The sequence below is a fragment of the Geofilum sp. OHC36d9 genome (assembly GCF_052400685.1).
In the GTDB taxonomy this organism is placed as follows: Bacteria; Bacteroidota; Bacteroidia; order Bacteroidales; family Marinilabiliaceae; genus CAZHHH01.
Window position 1 is genome coordinate 184,793 of record NZ_JBQTGJ010000004.1, and the last position, 18,213, is coordinate 203,005.

An 18,213-nucleotide genomic window follows, 5' to 3' on the forward strand; every position below is an offset into this window, starting at 1 on the left:
CCTATTTGTCCCATTTGTCAAAATTTCGTGACAAAAAATTATTAGGTTTATTTATTTTCCAAATCACAAACTTTTTTGAATTGAGTTGGCGTAATACCTACTTCATTTTTAAATGCGCTATAAAAAGTCGACCGGGATGAAAAACCCGCATCAAAAGCGACTTGTTTCATCAATAAATTATGCCGTTTGGTTTCGCTGATCCGATTCTTACAAAAATCAATTCTATATCTGTTTATCAGAACATTAAAGTTACAACCAAATTGTTTATTAATCAATTGGGACACATATGTAGTGTTTGTATTAAGCTGGGTAGCTATGCCTTCAAGAGATAAATCCGGATTCCTGAAAATTTGTTCATTATCCAGAAGCCTGAGGAGGTTGGTCATAAGTTGATTCTCAGGCAGATTTACAGGTAGAATGGTCTGTTCTTTTAATAAATTATCTATCAGCTTTTGACGTTGTTGTGCTTCCAGATTTTGTTTGTAAATGCTTTGTATTGCTGTTTCTCTAATTCTTTTATTTAAGATGATTAAAATAATGATGGTTACTATCAGTCCCAATGCTACAGTGACACCTGCAATAATATAACTTTTATTTTTAATCTCCTGTTTCTGTAATGTTATGGTATAATCTTTCTCCCGCATTTCATAATCAACCATTAACTTTTGCAGTTTATCTGATGCTTTTCGTTTATCGACTTCGTTCTTAAGCGTCAGATAATTTGTAACATATTTTATGGCCGCCGGATAATTGCGGTCTTTCTTATACAATTCGAAGAAACTTTTATTTATAATTGATTCCCATTGCAGCGACTTCAAAGAATCAGAAAGTTCAAGAGCAATATTCAAATATTTTTTCGCCATAACGAAATTTCCGTTATACATATATGCCTTGCCCAATGAATTAACACACCTAACTAATGATAAACTGTTTGCATTACCCTTTAATTTATATTCGTACGCCTTATGATAATAACTAATGGCGGTTTCGTAATCGCCTTTTAACCGGCAAAAATTGGCATAATTAGTAAAGGCAACTGATAACGACTCGTTATTATTTAATTCTTTAGCATATTCAATTGACTTATTAAAATAAACCTCAGCATTGGCCCAATCTTTCATCTCGGTATAAATAATACCCATCCCTTCATAACTTTCGCGACGCTTAACTGGCGCGTAAATATTTTGAGTTAGTTGCAGATGTTTAACCTGCCATTGCAGAGCCTTTTCGTATCTTCTCTCATCCCGGTATATCCTGCTAATATTCAGGTATATTTTAAGCAAACAGTAACTGTTGCCGGTCTCGTTACAAATATTCATACTTTTAACATAATATTTGTAAGCTTCAGAAATAAAGCCCATACGACGATTTGCTGCAGCTAACATATATAGATACGAATCACGATCCTCTTTAATGCCATTGATTTCTAAAATACTATCGGCTTTTAGTATATAATATTGTCCTTCTTTATACTTTTCCTGAAACATTAAAAATAACCCCTGAGCGCCAAAACAGCCAGCCTCAAATGATGGATCTTTTAATTTTTTGGATAGTTTGTTGGCTTCTGCCAGATATTTATTAAAAGCACCCACATGATTCAGTTCTGCTGCATCGCGGGCTGCATTAATACAAAAAAAGAATTTCAGGGGTGTATCCTTTTTTAAATAGGAAAACCCATTCTCAAAACAAGTCAAAGAACTATCAATCTGCTTTTTTTTTCGATAATCAACTGCCTTTACATACTCAATTTTAGCTTTACTTTCGTTTGAAGCAGGTAGTCGTGAATATGCCTCTGCTTTATCAATGTAGTAAGATGGGGGTTTTTGCAGGCTTCTGGCATTAATTTTTGCCTCAGTAAAAATCTTGTCGATATTTAAATCCGTTTCATTAGTGCTTTTATTGATACAACCATATCCCATTACAAGCCATAATAAAAACAAAAACAATTTCGCTTGCTTCATCCCCCCCCCCTTAATTATTTATGTATTACTAAAAATCAGCCCGATTTCATGTGAAGATAATCCCCCCTTTGCCGGCAGGTGACAAAAATACATATTAATATCTTTCTTATAGTTAGAACCTGTTTATAAAGTTCGACGTCATGCTTGCTCTCAAAACAATCATTTACACAAGGAAACTCACATTTTTCGAACAGACGTTAGAGTCGTTTTACCCGGTTTGGATTGATGAGGGGTCATCTGTTCCGGGCATTGAACACTTCCAAATGATAGCATTGCTGCTGTTTAGCCGGCATAACAAAAATCGCGGATCGTACTGCCAAATAAATATTGTGCCGCTCAGGAAAAAGACACAAAACAAAATTAATAACCCACTGCCCGGAATTTTTAATACTTCAATATTTGAATACCGGCTTTTACTCGACCACTTAACAGCTGCTACCATCAATTCGTTACCAAAATGTAATATTTTTTCTTCAATTCCACATTCAGGTCATATTGATCTCAAACAGGACTTCCGAACCCTGATTTAACACCTTAACAAACAGTGTTATATATTTATTAGTAAGAACAATAAAGGGTGGCACAGTTTTTATCTATACCATAGAGAACTTAAGTATAACCAAAACAATTCGCTATGGCCGATTATATTCTCACCGAACGAAAGAAACAGATTGGCCGGGCCGGAAACGACACCGGTACCATTGTCTGCAATAAACCAAGTCTGGCCGGCAGTGTGAGTCAAAGGGCCTGCGTTTTCTGCGGATCAAGAGTTGTACTTTATCCCATCGCCGATGCCCTGCACCTGATTCATGGGCCCATTGGCTGTGCAGCCTACACCTGGGACATACGAGGGGCTTTGTCATCAGGACCCGAACTACACCGCATGAGTTTTTCCACCGACCTTTCGGAGAAAGAGGTAATTTTTGGCGGTGAAACCAAATTATATGACAACCTGATTGAACTGATAAACCATTACCAACCGCGGGCCGCCTTTGTCTACTCAACCTGTATTGTGGGCATTATAGGTGATGATGTAGAACGAATCTGCCGGCAGGTAGAACGTGAAAAACATATTCCCATTTTACCGGTTCAGGCACCCGGATTTCAGGGCTCCAAAAAAGATGGTTATAAAGTGGCCTGCGAAGCCTTATTTAAGCTGGTAGGAACACTAGACCTCCCTGTTCCCAAATACAGCATTAACATACTTGGCGACTTCAATCTGGCAGGCGAACTATGGATATTAATGGATTATTACAAACGTATGGGCATTCATGTTAATGCCACCATCACAGGCGACGGACGGGTAGATGCCATTCGTAATGCCCACAATGCCGCTCTCAACGTCGTGCAATGTTCAGGCTCCATGATTCATCTGGCCCGCATGATGAAAGAAAAATATGGCACACCTTTCATGCATGTATCTTATTTCGGCATAGAAGATATGTCGGATGCGCTTTATGAAGTTGCCAAATTCTTTAAAAGCGAAGAACTAATGGACAAGGCACGCGCCATTGTAAGTGAAGAAGTGAGTCGTTTATTACCAGACCTTCAGTGGTATAAGAAAAAATTACAAGGTAAAAAAGCCGCGATATATGTCGGAGGAGCATTCAAAGCAATATCGCTCATAAAAGCGCTACGGTTGATTGGCGTTAAAACGGTTATTGTCGGTTCGCAGACAGGCAATGCCGACGATTACGAAATACTGAAAAAACTGAGCGACGAAGATACCATTATTGTAGACGACTCCAACCCGGTTGAACTCTCGCACTTTGTAAAAGAAAAGAAAGCTGATGTTTTTATAGGAGGCGTAAAAGAACGTCCCATTGCACATAAAATAGGCATTGGATTTTGTGATCATAACCACGAACGAAAGGAAGCCCTGGCCGGATATGTAGGGATGATGAATTTTGCCCGGGAAATATACGCCACGGTTATGAGTCCCGTATGGAAATTCACCAATGCTTCAAACAAAGGGTAGATTAATATTCAGGATTAACAGGATGCGGGTATTTCCCCATCCTGTTATCTACCTTTTTTATCCATAAAAACAAGACATTATGTTTGACACTAATAATACACCAACCGTTTCATTAATCGCCGACAACAGATTAAAAACCAGCAGCACACGTAATGCCTGCAAATTATGCGCGCCACTGGGTGCCTCACTGGTATTTAAAGGCATTGAAGGCTGCGTGCCACTTATCCATGGTTCGCAAGGGTGCAGCACTTATATCCGCAGGTATATGATTAGTCATTACAAAGAACCGGTGGATATCGCTTCAACTAACTTTAGTGAAGAAAGTGCGGTATTTGGTGGTGGGGCCAATTTTTTCACGGGAATAGAAAATATCATTCAACAGTATCACCCCAAAGTAATAGGGATTGCAACAACCTGCCTGAGTGAAACCATCGGGGAAGATGTTCCGGGCCTCATTCGCGATTACACAGAACAATATAGCGACGCCAGCACGCCTGAATTTATTAATGCCTCAACGCCAAGTTACTGCGGAACTCATATCAACGGTTTTCAGGAGGCCTGCATTTCAACCGTGGCACATTATGCTCAAAAAAATGATTGTCAAGACCATATCAATTTGTTTCCGGGATTCGTTTCGCCTGCCGACATCCGGCATTTGAAAGAAATTGTGACCGATATGAATATTGATGCCACCATCTTCCCGGATTACTCTCAAACGCTTGATAATGTACACACCAACGAATATGAACTGATTCCTTCGGGAGGCACCCCGGTCAAAAGACTTCAGATGACCGGAAATGCACGGGCTACGATTGAATTTGGGACGGTATTTAATAAAGGCAACAGCCGAAAAAAATCAATACACCAGGTTAATAGTGCCGGCGAATGGCTTGAAACCAACTGTGATGTGCCGCGCAAAGCATTGACTTTACCCATTGGCATTGAGGCAACCGACCGTTTTTTTCAAACGTTGGCGCAGTTATCAGGTAACGAAACACCTGCCAAATATCAGGCAGAACGAGGACGACTTATTGATGCTTATGTGGACGCTCATAAATATTTATTTGGGAAAAGAGTTGTACTGTATGGCGAAGAAGACTTAGTAATAGCATTGACAATATTTTTGCTGGAAATTGGAATGAAACCGGTATTGGTAGCCTCAGGCGCCACCGGTGGTACCATAAAAAAAGCTCTGGCTCCCTATCTTAATGAAGCGGATGAACCGATTGTTGCAGACAGTTCCGACTTTGCCACGATAAGGGAGCTTATGAAAGATTTAAAGGCCGATATTTTAATTGGAAACAGTAAGGGATATTACATCAGCCGGGAATTTAAAATTCCTTTGGTACGACTGGGTTTTCCCATACACGACCGTTTAGGGGCTTCACGGATACACCATATAGGATACCGTGGCACACAGGAATTATTCGACCGTATCGTAAATGCCCTTATCGAATACAAACAGGAAAACAGCCCGGTAGGCTATAAATATATATAGTGCTTGCAAAAAAAAACAACTTCGGCGTTATGCTTGTCCTTAAAATGGTCATTTACGGGAGTAAACTCACATTTTTCGGACTTCGTAAGCCTTGAATTTGAACATTTCTTATCAAGCACCTGAATTTTATTGCTGATACGATATAACCAACAAGCCTCTAAAAGGGGGATACACGAAAAAGATAAAATATCGGCGCGCACATTGATTTCAAATAATCCAGTTAACAATCACACCGAAAAAAAACCGACCTATGAATACAACCGAGACAAACAAAGCCGCCCATCCGTGCTTCGACGAAAAAGCCAAACATACACATGCAAGAGTTCATTTACCTGTAGCACCTCAATGTAATATTCAATGCAACTATTGTAACCGCAAATACGACTGCGTCAACGAAAGCCGGCCCGGCGTTACATCAACAGTGTTGGAGCCATTTCAGGCTTTTGAATATTTCAGAGCTCTTAACGATAAACTGGACAACCTCTCGGTGGTAGGTATTGCAGGCCCCGGCGATCCCTTTGCCAACCCGGAAGAAACCATTGAAACCATGCGCCTGATTAAAGCTGCCTACCCCGAAAAAATATTCTGTCTGTCGACCAACGGCTTAAACCTGTTTCCCTACATCCCGCGTATTGCAGCCATCGGGGTGTCGCATGTCACACTGACCATTAATGCCGTAGATCCGGATATAACAGCAGGTGTTTACAAATGGGTGCGGTTCAACAAACACGTTTACCGCGGCCGTGAGGCTGCACGGGTATTGCTGGCGCAACAATTAAAATGTATTCCGGAGCTGAAGGCACACGGCATCACGGTTAAAATAAACTCGGTGCTCATTCCTGGCGTAAATGATGAACATCTGCCTGAAGTCTCCAAATTTTGTGCTGAGCTGGGAGCCGATATTATCAATTGCATTCCACTTATACCAACAAAAGACACGCCTTTTGAAAACCTCCCTAAGCCCGATAATAAAATGGTCTTTAAAGTCCGCCATCAGGCTTCGGAATTTCTCCCGTTAATGACACACTGTGCCCGTTGCCGGGCCGATGCTGCCGGACTTTTGGGACACGATTTAAAAGATACCCATGTTATGCTGAAAGAATTTGCACAACGACAGCCTTTCGATGAAAAAGAAAGACCTTATGTTGCTGTGGGCACGCAGGAAGGACTCCTTGTCAACCAGCATCTGGGCGAAATACGCACATTTTACATTTTTCGTCAATCACCCAAAGGGTTTCAGCTGGTGGAAGAACGACCAGCTCCCGGCGCAGGCGCAGGCGACAGTCGCTGGCACAATCTGGCAGAAACAATGAAAGACTGCCGGGCTCTTCTCATTTCAGGAATCGGCGACAACCCAAAATCAATTATTGGCAATACCGGTATTCGCATCATTGAGATGACCGGACTCATTGACGAAGGATTAGAAGGCGTTTACAACAACCGCCCCATCAGAAGCATTGCCAGACAAGATGCCTTTAAATGTGGCAGCGCATGCCGTGGTAACGCCCAGGGATGTGCATAAAAACAAGTTCAATAATTAAGGTCTGTCTTATCAAGACGGCAGTTTGGCTCAAAATTTACAAATAAACCAAGCATGAAACAAGCATGATAAAAATGTCTCACACAGAAGGATCATTATTTCATAAGAGTTCCATGTGACAACAAAACTCAAACACAAAACACATGAAAAAACCGACTTATCACATTTTGGTCTGCAACTCATTCAGAGGCGCAGGCGATGCCAACGGGGCTTGCAAAAAAAAAGGAGCACCACAATTAATGCAGTACATCACCGAAGAAGCCACCGACCGGGGCCTTGACGTAGCAGTGACATCTACCGGCTGTCTCAATGTTTGCTCCGAAGGACCCGTCATTGTCATCCATCCCGACAATCTATGGTATGGAAAAGTTGAAACAGAAGATGCCATTGATGAAATACTTGATGCACTTGAAGGCGGTGAAATTTGTGAAAAATACCTGATTTCAGATTAAACATGTACAGACCTTCATTCCCGGTCAATACTTTTCATGGTTAGTAGTAATGTTTCTTCACCGGTTGTTTCAAGGGGCTCCCGGGATATAAAGAAACGCCGGGGATGAAGGTTTTATAACGATGCTTACATGTTTTAAATTTCTAAATTATGAAAAAGCAGCGTACTCCCAGGTTTATAGACACCACTCTTCGGGATGGCGAACAGGCCCCAGGCGTGGTATTCTCACTGAACGACAAAATACAAATATGCCAGATGCTGGATCAAATAGGAATCACAGAAGTAGAACTGGGGATTCCGGCAATTGGGAAGCAGGAAATAGAAGAACTCAGGACGCTTAACAGTCAAGGATTTGGATTTGTAACGTCGGCCTGGAGCCGGGCGATTCTTTCCGACATCCGGAAGGCTGCACTTTCGGGCTGTGATGGTATTCACATCTCATTCCCTGTATCACCCATCCTCTTACAATCGATGGGAAAAGACACCAACTGGGTCCTTTCGCAACTTGAAAAAATTATACCTGTGGCACTCAGCCACTTTTCGTTCGTAACAGTGGGGGCGCAGGATGCCTCGAGAGCTGAGTTACCGTTTCTGCTCAACTTTATAGGACAGGTAAATGACCTGGGCGTTCATCGTATTCGGATAGCCGATACGGTAGGAATATTAACGCCATTTACTACCCAACAAATGTTTTCGGACATATATACAATTTATCCGGATGTCTGGCTCGAATTTCATGCCCATAACGATTTAAGTCTAGCCAATGCCAATGTTCTTTCAGCTTTCAGGCAAGGCGTTGAATGCTTCAGTGTTACTATCAACGGATTGGGTGAACGTGCCGGCAATGCCGCTTTCGAAGAGGTGGTCATGGCTTTTGAAATGGGCGAAAAAATCAACTGCGAACTGGACACCACCCTTTTTTATGAATTATCGCAAATGACGGGCGAAATAGCCAACCGACCCGTTCATCTCTCCAAACCGGTGACCGGCGGTCTGGCCTTAGCTCATGAAAGCGGTATTCACACCAATGCCATACTCCGAAACCGACAGTCGTACCAACTTATTAGTGCCCAACAAATAGGACGCGAAGAAATACCATTTATCTTTGGAAAGCACAGTGGCAGAAACAGCCTGATTCATTTCTTCAGACATTTAAATTTAGAACTCTCAGAACGTCTTATCAATGACATTCTGAAAGAAATAAAAAATCAGGCATCCGAAAAAAAAGGTGCCCTATCGGAAATTGAAATAATGGATATTTATAACATGCTACTGCATGAAAAAACAAGCGATTTAACTTCAAATCCTGTCGTACTCATGCGCACCACCCTCAACGAAATAGAAGAAAACTGGGATAAAAGATAAATCCAATCAACTTGCAAACACTTTCTGCCATCAAATAATCGCTGCGACTGGTTGAATATTTACGGCTATATCGGCAGGAGGTGCGTAATACATCCAGGAAGTAACCAGTACATCGGCTCCGGCTTTTATATAATCTGCAGCATTGTTAACATTAATTCCCCCGGCAGCCAACATAACCACGCGTGGATTCATTTGCCGGCATTTATTCGCGCAAATAGCAAATTGGTCCATCGGCATTTTATCGACCTGAATGACATCAACACCGGTCTCAGCACAAAGCAACGCTTCGGCTAACGTGTGCGCTTCAACAACAATTTTCCGCTCTTTCTGTCGGGTCCGCACTTTACTGATGACCGAACCCAACTTTTCATATCCTCCGGTAAATATCAAATGTTCACGAAATATAAGAATGGTATCGGACAACCCGGTACGGTGAGGAATTCCACCACCTGCCATTAAAGCTTTCAGTGCCATCTTTTTTAGATACGGCGGATGTTTCCGCGTACCGGCAACGGATACATCCGGCCTGACACTTTTAGCCATGCTCACTAATTGTGACGTACGTGTTGCAATACCCGAGGCAAACTCAATCATAACACCGCCTGTGCGCCAGATAAGATGTACCGCCGCCGCATTGCCACGTGCGCTGAGAATCAAATCGCTTTTATTGAGATTCGTCCCTGAAGCAACCCAATTAAGAACGGTTAATCCTGCTTTGCGGTATATCCTCACAGCCTCTTCGGTACCGCAAACTGTCATGGCATCGCGCGCCGAGACTTCTATCCGGGCCGAAAAAGCATCCAGCTCCAACAAACTGGAAGTCATATCACCGGCAGGCACATCATCTTCTATTATCCGATCAATATCGTTTTCAGTAAAATAAATCATGGTTATTTCTTCTTTAAATAAAAATTTAACTCAATAGGCCACGTTGATAGCCACAGATTTAAACAGAGTCCAGACGTTATCGCCTTTGGTCAACCCCATACTTAGCAATGCCGCAGGTGTAATCTCAACCAATAATTTAAACCCCACATTAACATGACACAGCACCACATTATCCCATTGATAAATAGCCTCAATAACCCCTCTTATCTGATTCTGAATGGTTACTTGTTCAACCCTTTCACGCGAAAGAGCAATGTCATCGGGACGAATAAAAACAGTAACCGATTCACCTACGGCATAAGACGCAGCGTGACGTTTGCAAATAACTTTTACAGCAGTCGATTCGCCATTGGGCGACAGAATGGTCAACCCGCTGCCATTATCCGGATGAAGCACTTTCATCTTAACCACATTAATCAATGAAGAACGACTGATGACACGCTGAACATTTTTTTGTTGTATCAGATGATGATAACTATCGTGTGCTACAATCGCCCCTTTATCCAATACGCAGATGCGATGCGTCAATTTCAGCAAATCGGTAAGATCATGACTCACGATGAGCATCGGTAAATGGGTGGTATCATGAATCAGCTGTAAAAAAGGCAAAATCTGCTCTCTGAGCGTGGTATCAAGAGCCGAAAACGGCTCATCGAGCAACAACCATTTCGGAGACGACAACAAGGTACGCCCCAAGGCTGTGCGCTGCCTTTCGCCCCCTGATATAGCACCCGGTTTACTTTTCAGTAAAGAGCCTAGTTGCAGAAGATCCACAACTTCATTAAAAGAGATATGAGAGTTATCGTCACAGATACCGTACTTCAGATTTTTTTCAACCGTCATGTGAGGAAAGAGACGTCCTTCCTGAAAAACATAACCAATTTTCCGTTGATGCACAGGTATCGACAACCCTATCTTTTTATCGAACACCCTGGCATTGTCAATATTCACGAAGCCGGCATCCGGTTTAGTCAACCCCACTATGGTCTGCAATAAAGACGTTTTCCCCGACCCACTGGCACCAAATAGGCCGGTAATACCCTCACCAAAAACAGTCTTTACCTTCACCTCAAAATTATCACGAACCAAACGGATATCCATATCTATCATGACCGTCTCATTTTATTAATGAACCACTCCGACATCATCATAGCCACCGTAGAGATTACCAGAGATATAATTACCAGACGCATGGTGGGCTCTTCCTTCCCCGGCATCTGAATATAGGCATATACAGCCAGCGGTAACGTTTGCGTTTGTCCTGCAATATTACCCGCAAAAGTAATGGTGGCACCAAATTCGCCCAGCGAACGGGCAAATGCCAAAATAACACCGGAAATGATGCCCGGAGCCGAAAGAGGAACCGTAATCCGGAAAAACGTTTCAAGGCGTCCTTTTCCCAATGTTCGGGATGCCTCTTCCAATCCCACATCAACCATCGACATGGCAGTGCGAATCGACCGAACCATTAACGGAAAAGCAATCACCGACGACGCAATGACTGCTGCAGCAAATGAAAAAGGAATACTGACACCGAAAACAACAAACAGCCAGTGCCCCAAAAATCCCTGTGTCCCAAAAAGAAGCAACAACAAATAGCCGGTCACCACCGGCGGCATCACCAATGGCAGATGCAGCACACTCTCAAGAAGAGATTTACCACGAAAATTTTTCCGTGCCAGGATATATCCCAGCATCAACGCCAAAGGCAATGAAACCATCACGCTCAGCACCGATACCTGTATTGACAGCATAACGGCCGTCCATTCGGACGGCGCTATTTGAAATAAACCCATCATAACCTATCCTTATGATTTAAAGTAAAGTACAACGCATTCGTGAGGCTTGCTCTAAAAATGACCATTTACGGCAAAAAACTCGCATTCGTCGGACTGCGCATAACGAAGTAGTTGACTTTATAGACAAACACTATTTAAATCCATATTTTTTCCAGATGATGGCCGCCTCATCCGAAAAAAGAAAATTAAAAAACCGACGATTCTCGGGTTTATCAATACAAACCGTTGCCACAAAATGAACAGGCGTATGCGATGCTTCCGGAAATTCAGTCACAATTTTCACCTTCTCCGATTTAAGGGCATCTGTTTTATAAACAATACCAGCTCTGGCCTCCCCCAGTTCTACCACCATTAAGGCAGAACGGACATCTTTAGCCGGCAAAATCTGATTCTTCAACAGTTGCGACCAGCCATAATAATCCAATAACTGTTGCGCATATTGTCCGGCCGGCACATGCCCCGGGTCGCCCATCGAAAGCCACCCCTTTCCCAGCAAATGGGGCAAATCAACAACACTGTCGGTTACGACAACACCCTGAACATCCGACTTCAAAGGAACGATCAGCACCATAGCATTACGCGCCACAAGGCGCTTTAAGGAAGATACCACCATCCCTATACTGTCGGCATAATCGGCCCACTTTTCGCTGGCAGATATAAAAATATCAGGCTTAGCGCCGTTCTCCATCTGACGCACCAACGTACCACTGGATCCCCAGTTTGTAACAAATTCAACGTTATTGCGAACCTCAAATGAATCGACCATCTCCGATAACACATCCGTCATCCCGGCACCGGCAAACAATACAATAGAATCAGATGCCGCTTTGTGTTTCGAGACACCGCAGCCAATTAGGAATAGAAAACCGACTAAAACAAATGCCGGCCGCTTAATGCCATTTCGCCATAAATGAAAGTGCTTCATATTACAAATTATTTAGAGTCTGGTTATAAAATCCAACGCCAGTCCTATGGCCTTGCTCTCAAAATGATGATTTACGAAAACTCTCATTTTTCGAGCGATCCAAACACTGATTAAAACGACCGTTTCCATTTTAAAACCACTCATATTTTCATTTCAATTACAACCTGAATTGCAAAGCTGTGCCCAAATAATTACCTCTGTCAACCGACAAATTGCCCGACTGCTCCAGATAATGAAGGGATACTTTTAATTTATCGTTCTTCAGATACCAATTCACACCCACATCGCGGGTGATATTATCTCCTATATACTGATAAAGCGAAGCCTCACCCTCTCCCACATATTTATCATAGCAGAGGCAAGGCTCCAAAATGGTATTGGCGACTTTAAGACAATACGATAAACGCACTATAAGTCCGGAACCGGCATATTCAGACGCCAGATACTCACGTGTCATTCTGTAATACTGGGCATCCAATTGCCATGACCGACAATTAATTAACAGATCGCCGCCATAAGAAACCGAGCTTTGCCAAACCAAATCTGCTGCTTCTGTTTTCCCGGTGTAAGAAGCACCGACCCCAACAGACACCCCCGTTCTATGCCCCCAATGATTCCCTGACAACATAAAGCTATAATTGGTTTGCTCAGGCTCTCCAATGGTCAACATAGCCCGTCCGGTGACCAACGGCGACACATAACCGGCACTCTGATATTTTTGCGGTGAAAACAATCCCACCCGATAACTGAATCCCATCTTTTCAAAATTCTTCAAGCCGCCCAGCAAAAGGCCACTCTCAATACCATTGCCCTTACCCGTATTAAAATAACGCAAATGCCAGCTGCTTTGTGTTTTGTCAAAAGAGCCAACCGTCCACGATGACGTATTATATTCACGGCTCACAACTGCCTGTATATAACCAACATGAAGATGCAGCCAATCGCCGGTTTTCAGAGGATTTAAGGAGACAAATGCTTTCCACACATCCACCCCGGAATAGCTCCCCCTTACAGGCGAATAAATAGTCTTCCCGAGCCAATCCAAACAAAGTTCAAAATTATAACCAAGCCATTTAACCGGCATACCTTTGCCACCAAAGCGAAATCGCCTCATCATAACATCAAGCCTGCCGGCAATATCGTTATCCTCAGTTCCTTTATTAAACGATTGAATTGCCCAGGTTTCAATAGCCACTACCGGTATAAACAGTTTATCGCTGTCAAAAGCCAATGGTATTTCCAGCTCATCTGGTTTACTAACGCCCTGACATAAGGCATTCTGAAACATCAACCAAAAAAAAACAAACCATTTTAACTTCTGCATAGGTTACTGTATTTTACAAAATATCAACTCAACAGGTAAATAACTAAATTGCATAGAATAGAGTTTTTGAATTAAGAATTACAGTAGAAAGCTAGAATTAGCCCTGATTGACGACTCTGTCCATCCGTTATCAGGAAGAATCATTTTCAACGGTAAACTCACATCTTTCAAACTACTAAAGCAAGCCTCAAACATAACGCTTGCTTTTCTGCCACAAGAGTTTTTCGTGCAGGCACTAATGATATCGCCACAATTCAAAAAGCAAAAAACGACAACCAAAAACCATTAAAAATCATACCTAACAAATCAACAACCTCAACAACAACACAGTAACGCCTTTGAAAAAACGCTTTGCTGCCAACATATAAGTAGAACCACAAACCAAATCCTACATTAATGAAAGATCTAAACATTTTAATACCGTTAGACTAACAAACTTTTCACCAAAAGCAGACCTCTGACCAGTGAATTAATCAAGTACTAAAATACTTATTTACAACCATATAGTCTACATATTTATACCACCAACTTTTACGTATTTTCACGCTTTACAATCCACCTGTTTTCAGACTTGGGACACCCTCAAAATTCTTATTGATTATTTCATATGTTTAAATTTATCTTTCAATGGTCATATGGAACTCTCGATGAATTTTAATCATTCTACTGTGTGTATTTTAGAATGCTAAAATTCATGTTCGTTTCATATGATTATATTTTGTTTTTTAAGGTCATATGGAACTCGCCGGAATAATCATTCACCTGTGTGTGAAGTAACTCCCATGGCTCGTTTCATATAATTCAGATTGCTGCTCATCCATTTTTAGCAATCTGGATTTTGTATGTTTTGATTCCGGCAGAGTGTATGTTATTTGATACATGTTATGTGTCACTTCAGCTGCTTTTCTTAAGGATAGGGATGACTTCTCCTGCTTTAATGCTATTTCCAGCTATTTGTAAATGCAATATGCCGTAAATGCAATACAAATATGTGCTTCGATTCGGTGTCTTAATCTGTGATATATTGGTCTTATCCTCAGGTCCGTTTTTGACATTCGAAAAGCTCTTTCAATGTGCCATAACTTGCCATAATTTTTAATAACCTCTGTGTCGGTTATTTGGTGTTGGTGATGTAGCCTTTTAATCCATCCCAAAAAGCATCCTGCTCATATTTTTCGTAGTCTATTTTTACGGTTACTTCGCCTTCCAGTTTTAGATATTTGTTGTAGCCACGATTGTTGATATTAGCTTTGGTTAAACGGCCATTTTTAATCTTATTTTCAAACCTTTTGAGTCCCCGTCTACGATTATAGGAATCTTTGCGAGATCGAATCTTGGAATGATGAACTATAAGTCTTTGGGTGGTGCTTTTAGGAAAGCTATATGCCTGTCCTTCTGTAAGATTATCCGCTAAAATTTGAGTCTTTAACGACTCATTTTCGTTCTTTATTCGTGCTCCTAAAATGTACTCCTATCCGTTTTGTTCAAGGGCCGCGATGTTGCTTCTTGACAGGAGACCGGAATCAGCAATAACCACAGGTTTGTCCAAATTAAACTTCTTGCTCATGTTTTCAAGGAAGGGAATAAGCGTATGTCCTTCGTAGGTATTTCCTTCAAAAATATCATATCCAATTGCATAGCCACCGATGCCAACCAAAAGTCCAATGTATATCTGTGGACATTGATGCTTCCCGTCCTTACTAAAACCGGTTTTGCGTAAATCGTCTTCGTCACTTGCTTCAAAATAAAGAGTGGTCATATCATAGAATACAACACTAATACTATTGGTTAAAACTCTTTTAGTATGTGCAAAAGCAATTTGCTCCACCTCTGACTTAAGCTTGACACTAAGCTTGTCAAAAAACCGGTAAACGGTATCAATATCAAAGCTTTTACCTTGGTAACGGTACAAATAATCAACAGTTTTTAATTTACTCAAGGGAAAAGCTATCCGAGAAATTACCAGGTGACGAAACATTGGTTCTTTAATGACACCAAAGCCAATATAGTCATAGATTTTTCCGAAGATAATTTCAGGACCAACCGTTCGTATGTTGGCATTCTGCAATGATGTAAAAACTTCATCCACGACTGCATCTGACTTACTATCAAACAACTCCGACTGTTGAGATAGTTTCTTTATTTCCTGTTTTGCCAAGTTGACAAATTCTTCAGTTTTGCGCCGTGTTGTGGCGCATCCTATCGTTTTGACCACTTTGTACTTGCCCCGAACCTTCTGTATCACCTGTACAGAAAGACTTCCGGATCGATTCTTAAGCTTTCTGACAAACATACTGAAATTTTTGCAACACCCAAGTTTAAGAAATTAATGCTGACTTACAAGCATTTAGATGGGTGTTGCAAAAAAATGCGGAAAACAGGAAGAGCGTAGGCACAAAAAAACAGCCCCTAATTAATTAAGAGGCTGTTTTTCAATAAAATTAAAAATTATTCAACATCATATCCAGCGTCAGTCCATGCACCATAATTACCCTCAAGGCGGTACACATTCATAAATCCGGCATCTTCCATTAGTTGTGCACCTGCTATAGCGGGAGCATCACCATGGCAATATACCAGGTAAGACTTCGTTTTATCCATGTTCTCAATCAAGCCAGAAAGATCGCTACCTCCACCACTTGCGTTAGCATTTATCGCACCAGGTAAATGCCCTTGACTGTATGCAGGCGAGACATCGAAAATAGCTTCAAAATCGCCTGCATCTATTTTTGATTTTACTGTAACTGGAGCTATATCTACAAATGAAACTTCATCCCATGCGCCATAATTGCCTTCCAAACGATGAACATTTAAAAAGCCATTTTCGACCATCAGCTCAGCACCTGCAATTGATGGAGCGTCGCTATGGCAATAAACTAAATAAGTTTTGCTTTTATCCAATCCGTCCAACAGATTTCCCAATCCATCAACACTACCTGCATTGGTTGCGAACGGTAGGTGACCCTGGTCGTATGCAGGCGATACATCGAATATGGCTTCATAAGGAGAAACAGACGCATCGTCAACCAAATCTATTTTAATTTGACTAGCCATAATGTTAGTGTAAGAGATCTCTGAATTTCCCATTTCAACATCATATCCAGCGTCAGTCCATGCTCCATAATTACCCTCAAGGCGGTACACATTCATAAATCCGGCATCTTCCATTAGTTGTGCACCTGCTATAGCGGGAGCATCACCATGGCAATATACCAGGTAAGACTTCGTTTTATCCATGTTCTCAATCAATTCGGAAAGATCACCCCCTCCTCCACTTACGTTGGCATTTGTCGCACCAGGTAAATGCCCTTGACTGTATGCAGGCGAGACATCGAAAATAGCTTCAAAATCGCCTGCATCTATTTTTGATTTTACTGTAGTTGGAGCTATATCTACAAATGAAACTTCATCCCATGCGCCATAATTGCCTTCCAAACGGTGAACATTTAAAAAGCCATTTTCGACCATCAGCTCAGCACCTGCAATTGATGGAGCGTCGCTATGGCAATAAACTAAATAAGTTTTGCTTTTATCCAATCCTTCAAACATATTTCCTAATCCATCAACACTACCTGCATTGGTTGCGAACGGTAGGTGACCCTGGTCGTATGCAGGTGATACATCGAATATGGCTTCATAAGGAGAAACAGACGCATCGTCAACCAAATCCATTTTAATTTGGCTAGCCATTATGTCGGTATAAGTTGTGGTTGAAGGATCAACAGACATTTTATCATCATCTTCATCACAGCTGTATAATGACAACAAACCGACCACTACCAGAAGTGGTGTTATTTTGTTCCATCTTTTCATAATTTCTAAATTTTAATTATTTATTTACTCTAAATTTTATCCCTAAAAAATCTTACCAGGAAAACTCAAGTGCTTAATCATAAATATCCGGATTCAAGGCTTGCGAAATCCGTAAAATATGAGGTTACTATTGTAAATCGCCATTTTTAGAACAAGCATAATGCAGAAGTTTAACTTTTCTTGCAAGCACTAAGTAAGCTTATGTTACGAACTTAATTTCTTAGCTTGTTTCAACTTTTGGCTGGTATAATTCCGCTCTACATCGGCTATAGAATTATTATCCCATTTCTGCATCTGTGTGATTTCTTGTCCCATTTCAATTTGTGATGTAAAATTTATCAACGACGCATAAACTCCGACTGGGAAAATATCTACTTTCCAATAACACGGTCATATTATCGACCTCTCCAACCGATTTTCCCTTTGGAGTAATTCTAAAGTCCTTCCAAATAATTTATTGCTACAGGTGAATAATCATAAAAATGGAATTGGGAAATGTAACAACTGACGATTTTCTCAACACAATTACCTAACATACATCTATATGTATATGTTTTAAAAATTACATATATTTTACTCACTAGAGATTTATCCCTTTACTTTATTCAATCAAAATTTATTTATTTGAATTACCCACATCATAAATATAGCATTATTTAACTGATTTACAA

General features: G+C 41.2%; 13 protein-coding genes and 1 pseudogene. 6 read left to right on the forward strand and 8 right to left on the reverse strand.

Annotation, left to right across the window (positions count from 1 at the left end):
• Positions 1–47 precede the first annotated feature (47 nt).
• Entirely contained in the window at positions 48–1,961 is a 1,914-nt protein-coding gene (locus ACT3CD_RS06965; protein WP_444644233.1) for a tetratricopeptide repeat protein, read from the reverse strand.
• Between the two features lie 140 nt (positions 1,962–2,101).
• Between ACT3CD_RS06965 and ACT3CD_RS06970 the strand changes: the two genes are divergently transcribed.
• The 6 genes from ACT3CD_RS06970 to ACT3CD_RS06995 all read left to right on the forward strand — a co-directional run bounded on the left by ACT3CD_RS06970 (position 2,102) and on the right by ACT3CD_RS06995 (position 8,793).
• Complete coding sequence (locus ACT3CD_RS06970; protein ID WP_444644235.1) at positions 2,102–2,491, forward strand: hypothetical protein; 390 nt, start codon at positions 2,102–2,104, stop codon at positions 2,489–2,491.
• Positions 2,492–2,595: 104 nt separating this feature from the next.
• Complete coding sequence (nifE, locus tag ACT3CD_RS06975; RefSeq protein WP_444644237.1) at positions 2,596–3,939, forward strand: nitrogenase iron-molybdenum cofactor biosynthesis protein NifE; 1,344 nt, start codon at positions 2,596–2,598, stop codon at positions 3,937–3,939.
• Positions 3,940–4,018: 79 nt separating this feature from the next.
• The gene (locus tag ACT3CD_RS06980; protein ID WP_444644239.1) at positions 4,019–5,437 is read left to right on the forward strand and encodes a nitrogenase component 1; all 1,419 of its coding nucleotides are present in this window, start codon (positions 4,019–4,021) and stop codon (positions 5,435–5,437) included.
• A gap of 250 nt (positions 5,438–5,687) precedes the next feature.
• A complete protein-coding gene (nifB, locus tag ACT3CD_RS06985) occupies positions 5,688–6,959 on the forward strand; it encodes a nitrogenase cofactor biosynthesis protein NifB (protein ID WP_444644241.1) in 1,272 nt (423 codons plus the stop codon).
• A gap of 161 nt (positions 6,960–7,120) precedes the next feature.
• Positions 7,121–7,429, forward strand: a complete 309-nt coding sequence (locus ACT3CD_RS06990) for a (2Fe-2S) ferredoxin domain-containing protein (RefSeq protein WP_444644243.1) — start codon at positions 7,121–7,123, stop codon at positions 7,427–7,429.
• 149 nt (positions 7,430–7,578) lie between these two features.
• The gene (locus tag ACT3CD_RS06995; RefSeq protein WP_444644245.1) at positions 7,579–8,793 is read left to right on the forward strand and encodes a homocitrate synthase/isopropylmalate synthase family protein; all 1,215 of its coding nucleotides are present in this window, start codon (positions 7,579–7,581) and stop codon (positions 8,791–8,793) included.
• Between the two features lie 30 nt (positions 8,794–8,823).
• Here ACT3CD_RS06995 and modD read toward each other — a convergent pair whose 3' ends face one another.
• The 7 genes and pseudogenes from modD to ACT3CD_RS07030 all read right to left on the reverse strand — a co-directional run bounded on the left by modD (position 8,824) and on the right by ACT3CD_RS07030 (position 17,542).
• Entirely contained in the window at positions 8,824–9,681 is an 858-nt protein-coding gene (modD, locus tag ACT3CD_RS07000) for a ModD protein (RefSeq protein WP_444644247.1), read from the reverse strand.
• 30 nt (positions 9,682–9,711) lie between these two features.
• Positions 9,712–10,791 carry a molybdenum ABC transporter ATP-binding protein gene (gene modC, locus ACT3CD_RS07005; protein ID WP_444644249.1) on the reverse strand — a complete coding sequence of 360 codons (1,080 nt, stop codon included), beginning with the start codon at positions 10,789–10,791 and terminating at the stop codon, positions 9,712–9,714.
• Complete coding sequence (modB, locus tag ACT3CD_RS07010; RefSeq protein ID WP_444644251.1) at positions 10,788–11,480, reverse strand: molybdate ABC transporter permease subunit; 693 nt, start codon at positions 11,478–11,480, stop codon at positions 10,788–10,790. The genes modC and modB overlap by 4 nt, the downstream gene beginning before the upstream one ends.
• Positions 11,481–11,610: 130 nt before the next feature.
• On the reverse strand, positions 11,611–12,405 hold the full coding sequence (modA, locus tag ACT3CD_RS07015; RefSeq protein ID WP_444644252.1) for a molybdate ABC transporter substrate-binding protein: 795 nt from the start codon (positions 12,403–12,405) through the stop codon (positions 11,611–11,613).
• A 157-nt stretch (positions 12,406–12,562) separates the two neighbouring features.
• Positions 12,563–13,729, reverse strand: coding sequence for a hypothetical protein (locus ACT3CD_RS07020; protein WP_444644254.1), 1,167 nt, complete (start codon positions 13,727–13,729; stop codon positions 12,563–12,565).
• Positions 13,730–14,487: 758 nt separating this feature from the next.
• A pseudogene (locus tag ACT3CD_RS07025) lies at positions 14,488–16,022 on the reverse strand (IS1634 family transposase).
• Between the two features lie 155 nt (positions 16,023–16,177).
• Positions 16,178–17,542, reverse strand: coding sequence for a rhodanese-like domain-containing protein (locus ACT3CD_RS07030; protein WP_444644255.1), 1,365 nt, complete (start codon positions 17,540–17,542; stop codon positions 16,178–16,180).
• Positions 17,543–18,213 lie beyond the last annotated feature (671 nt).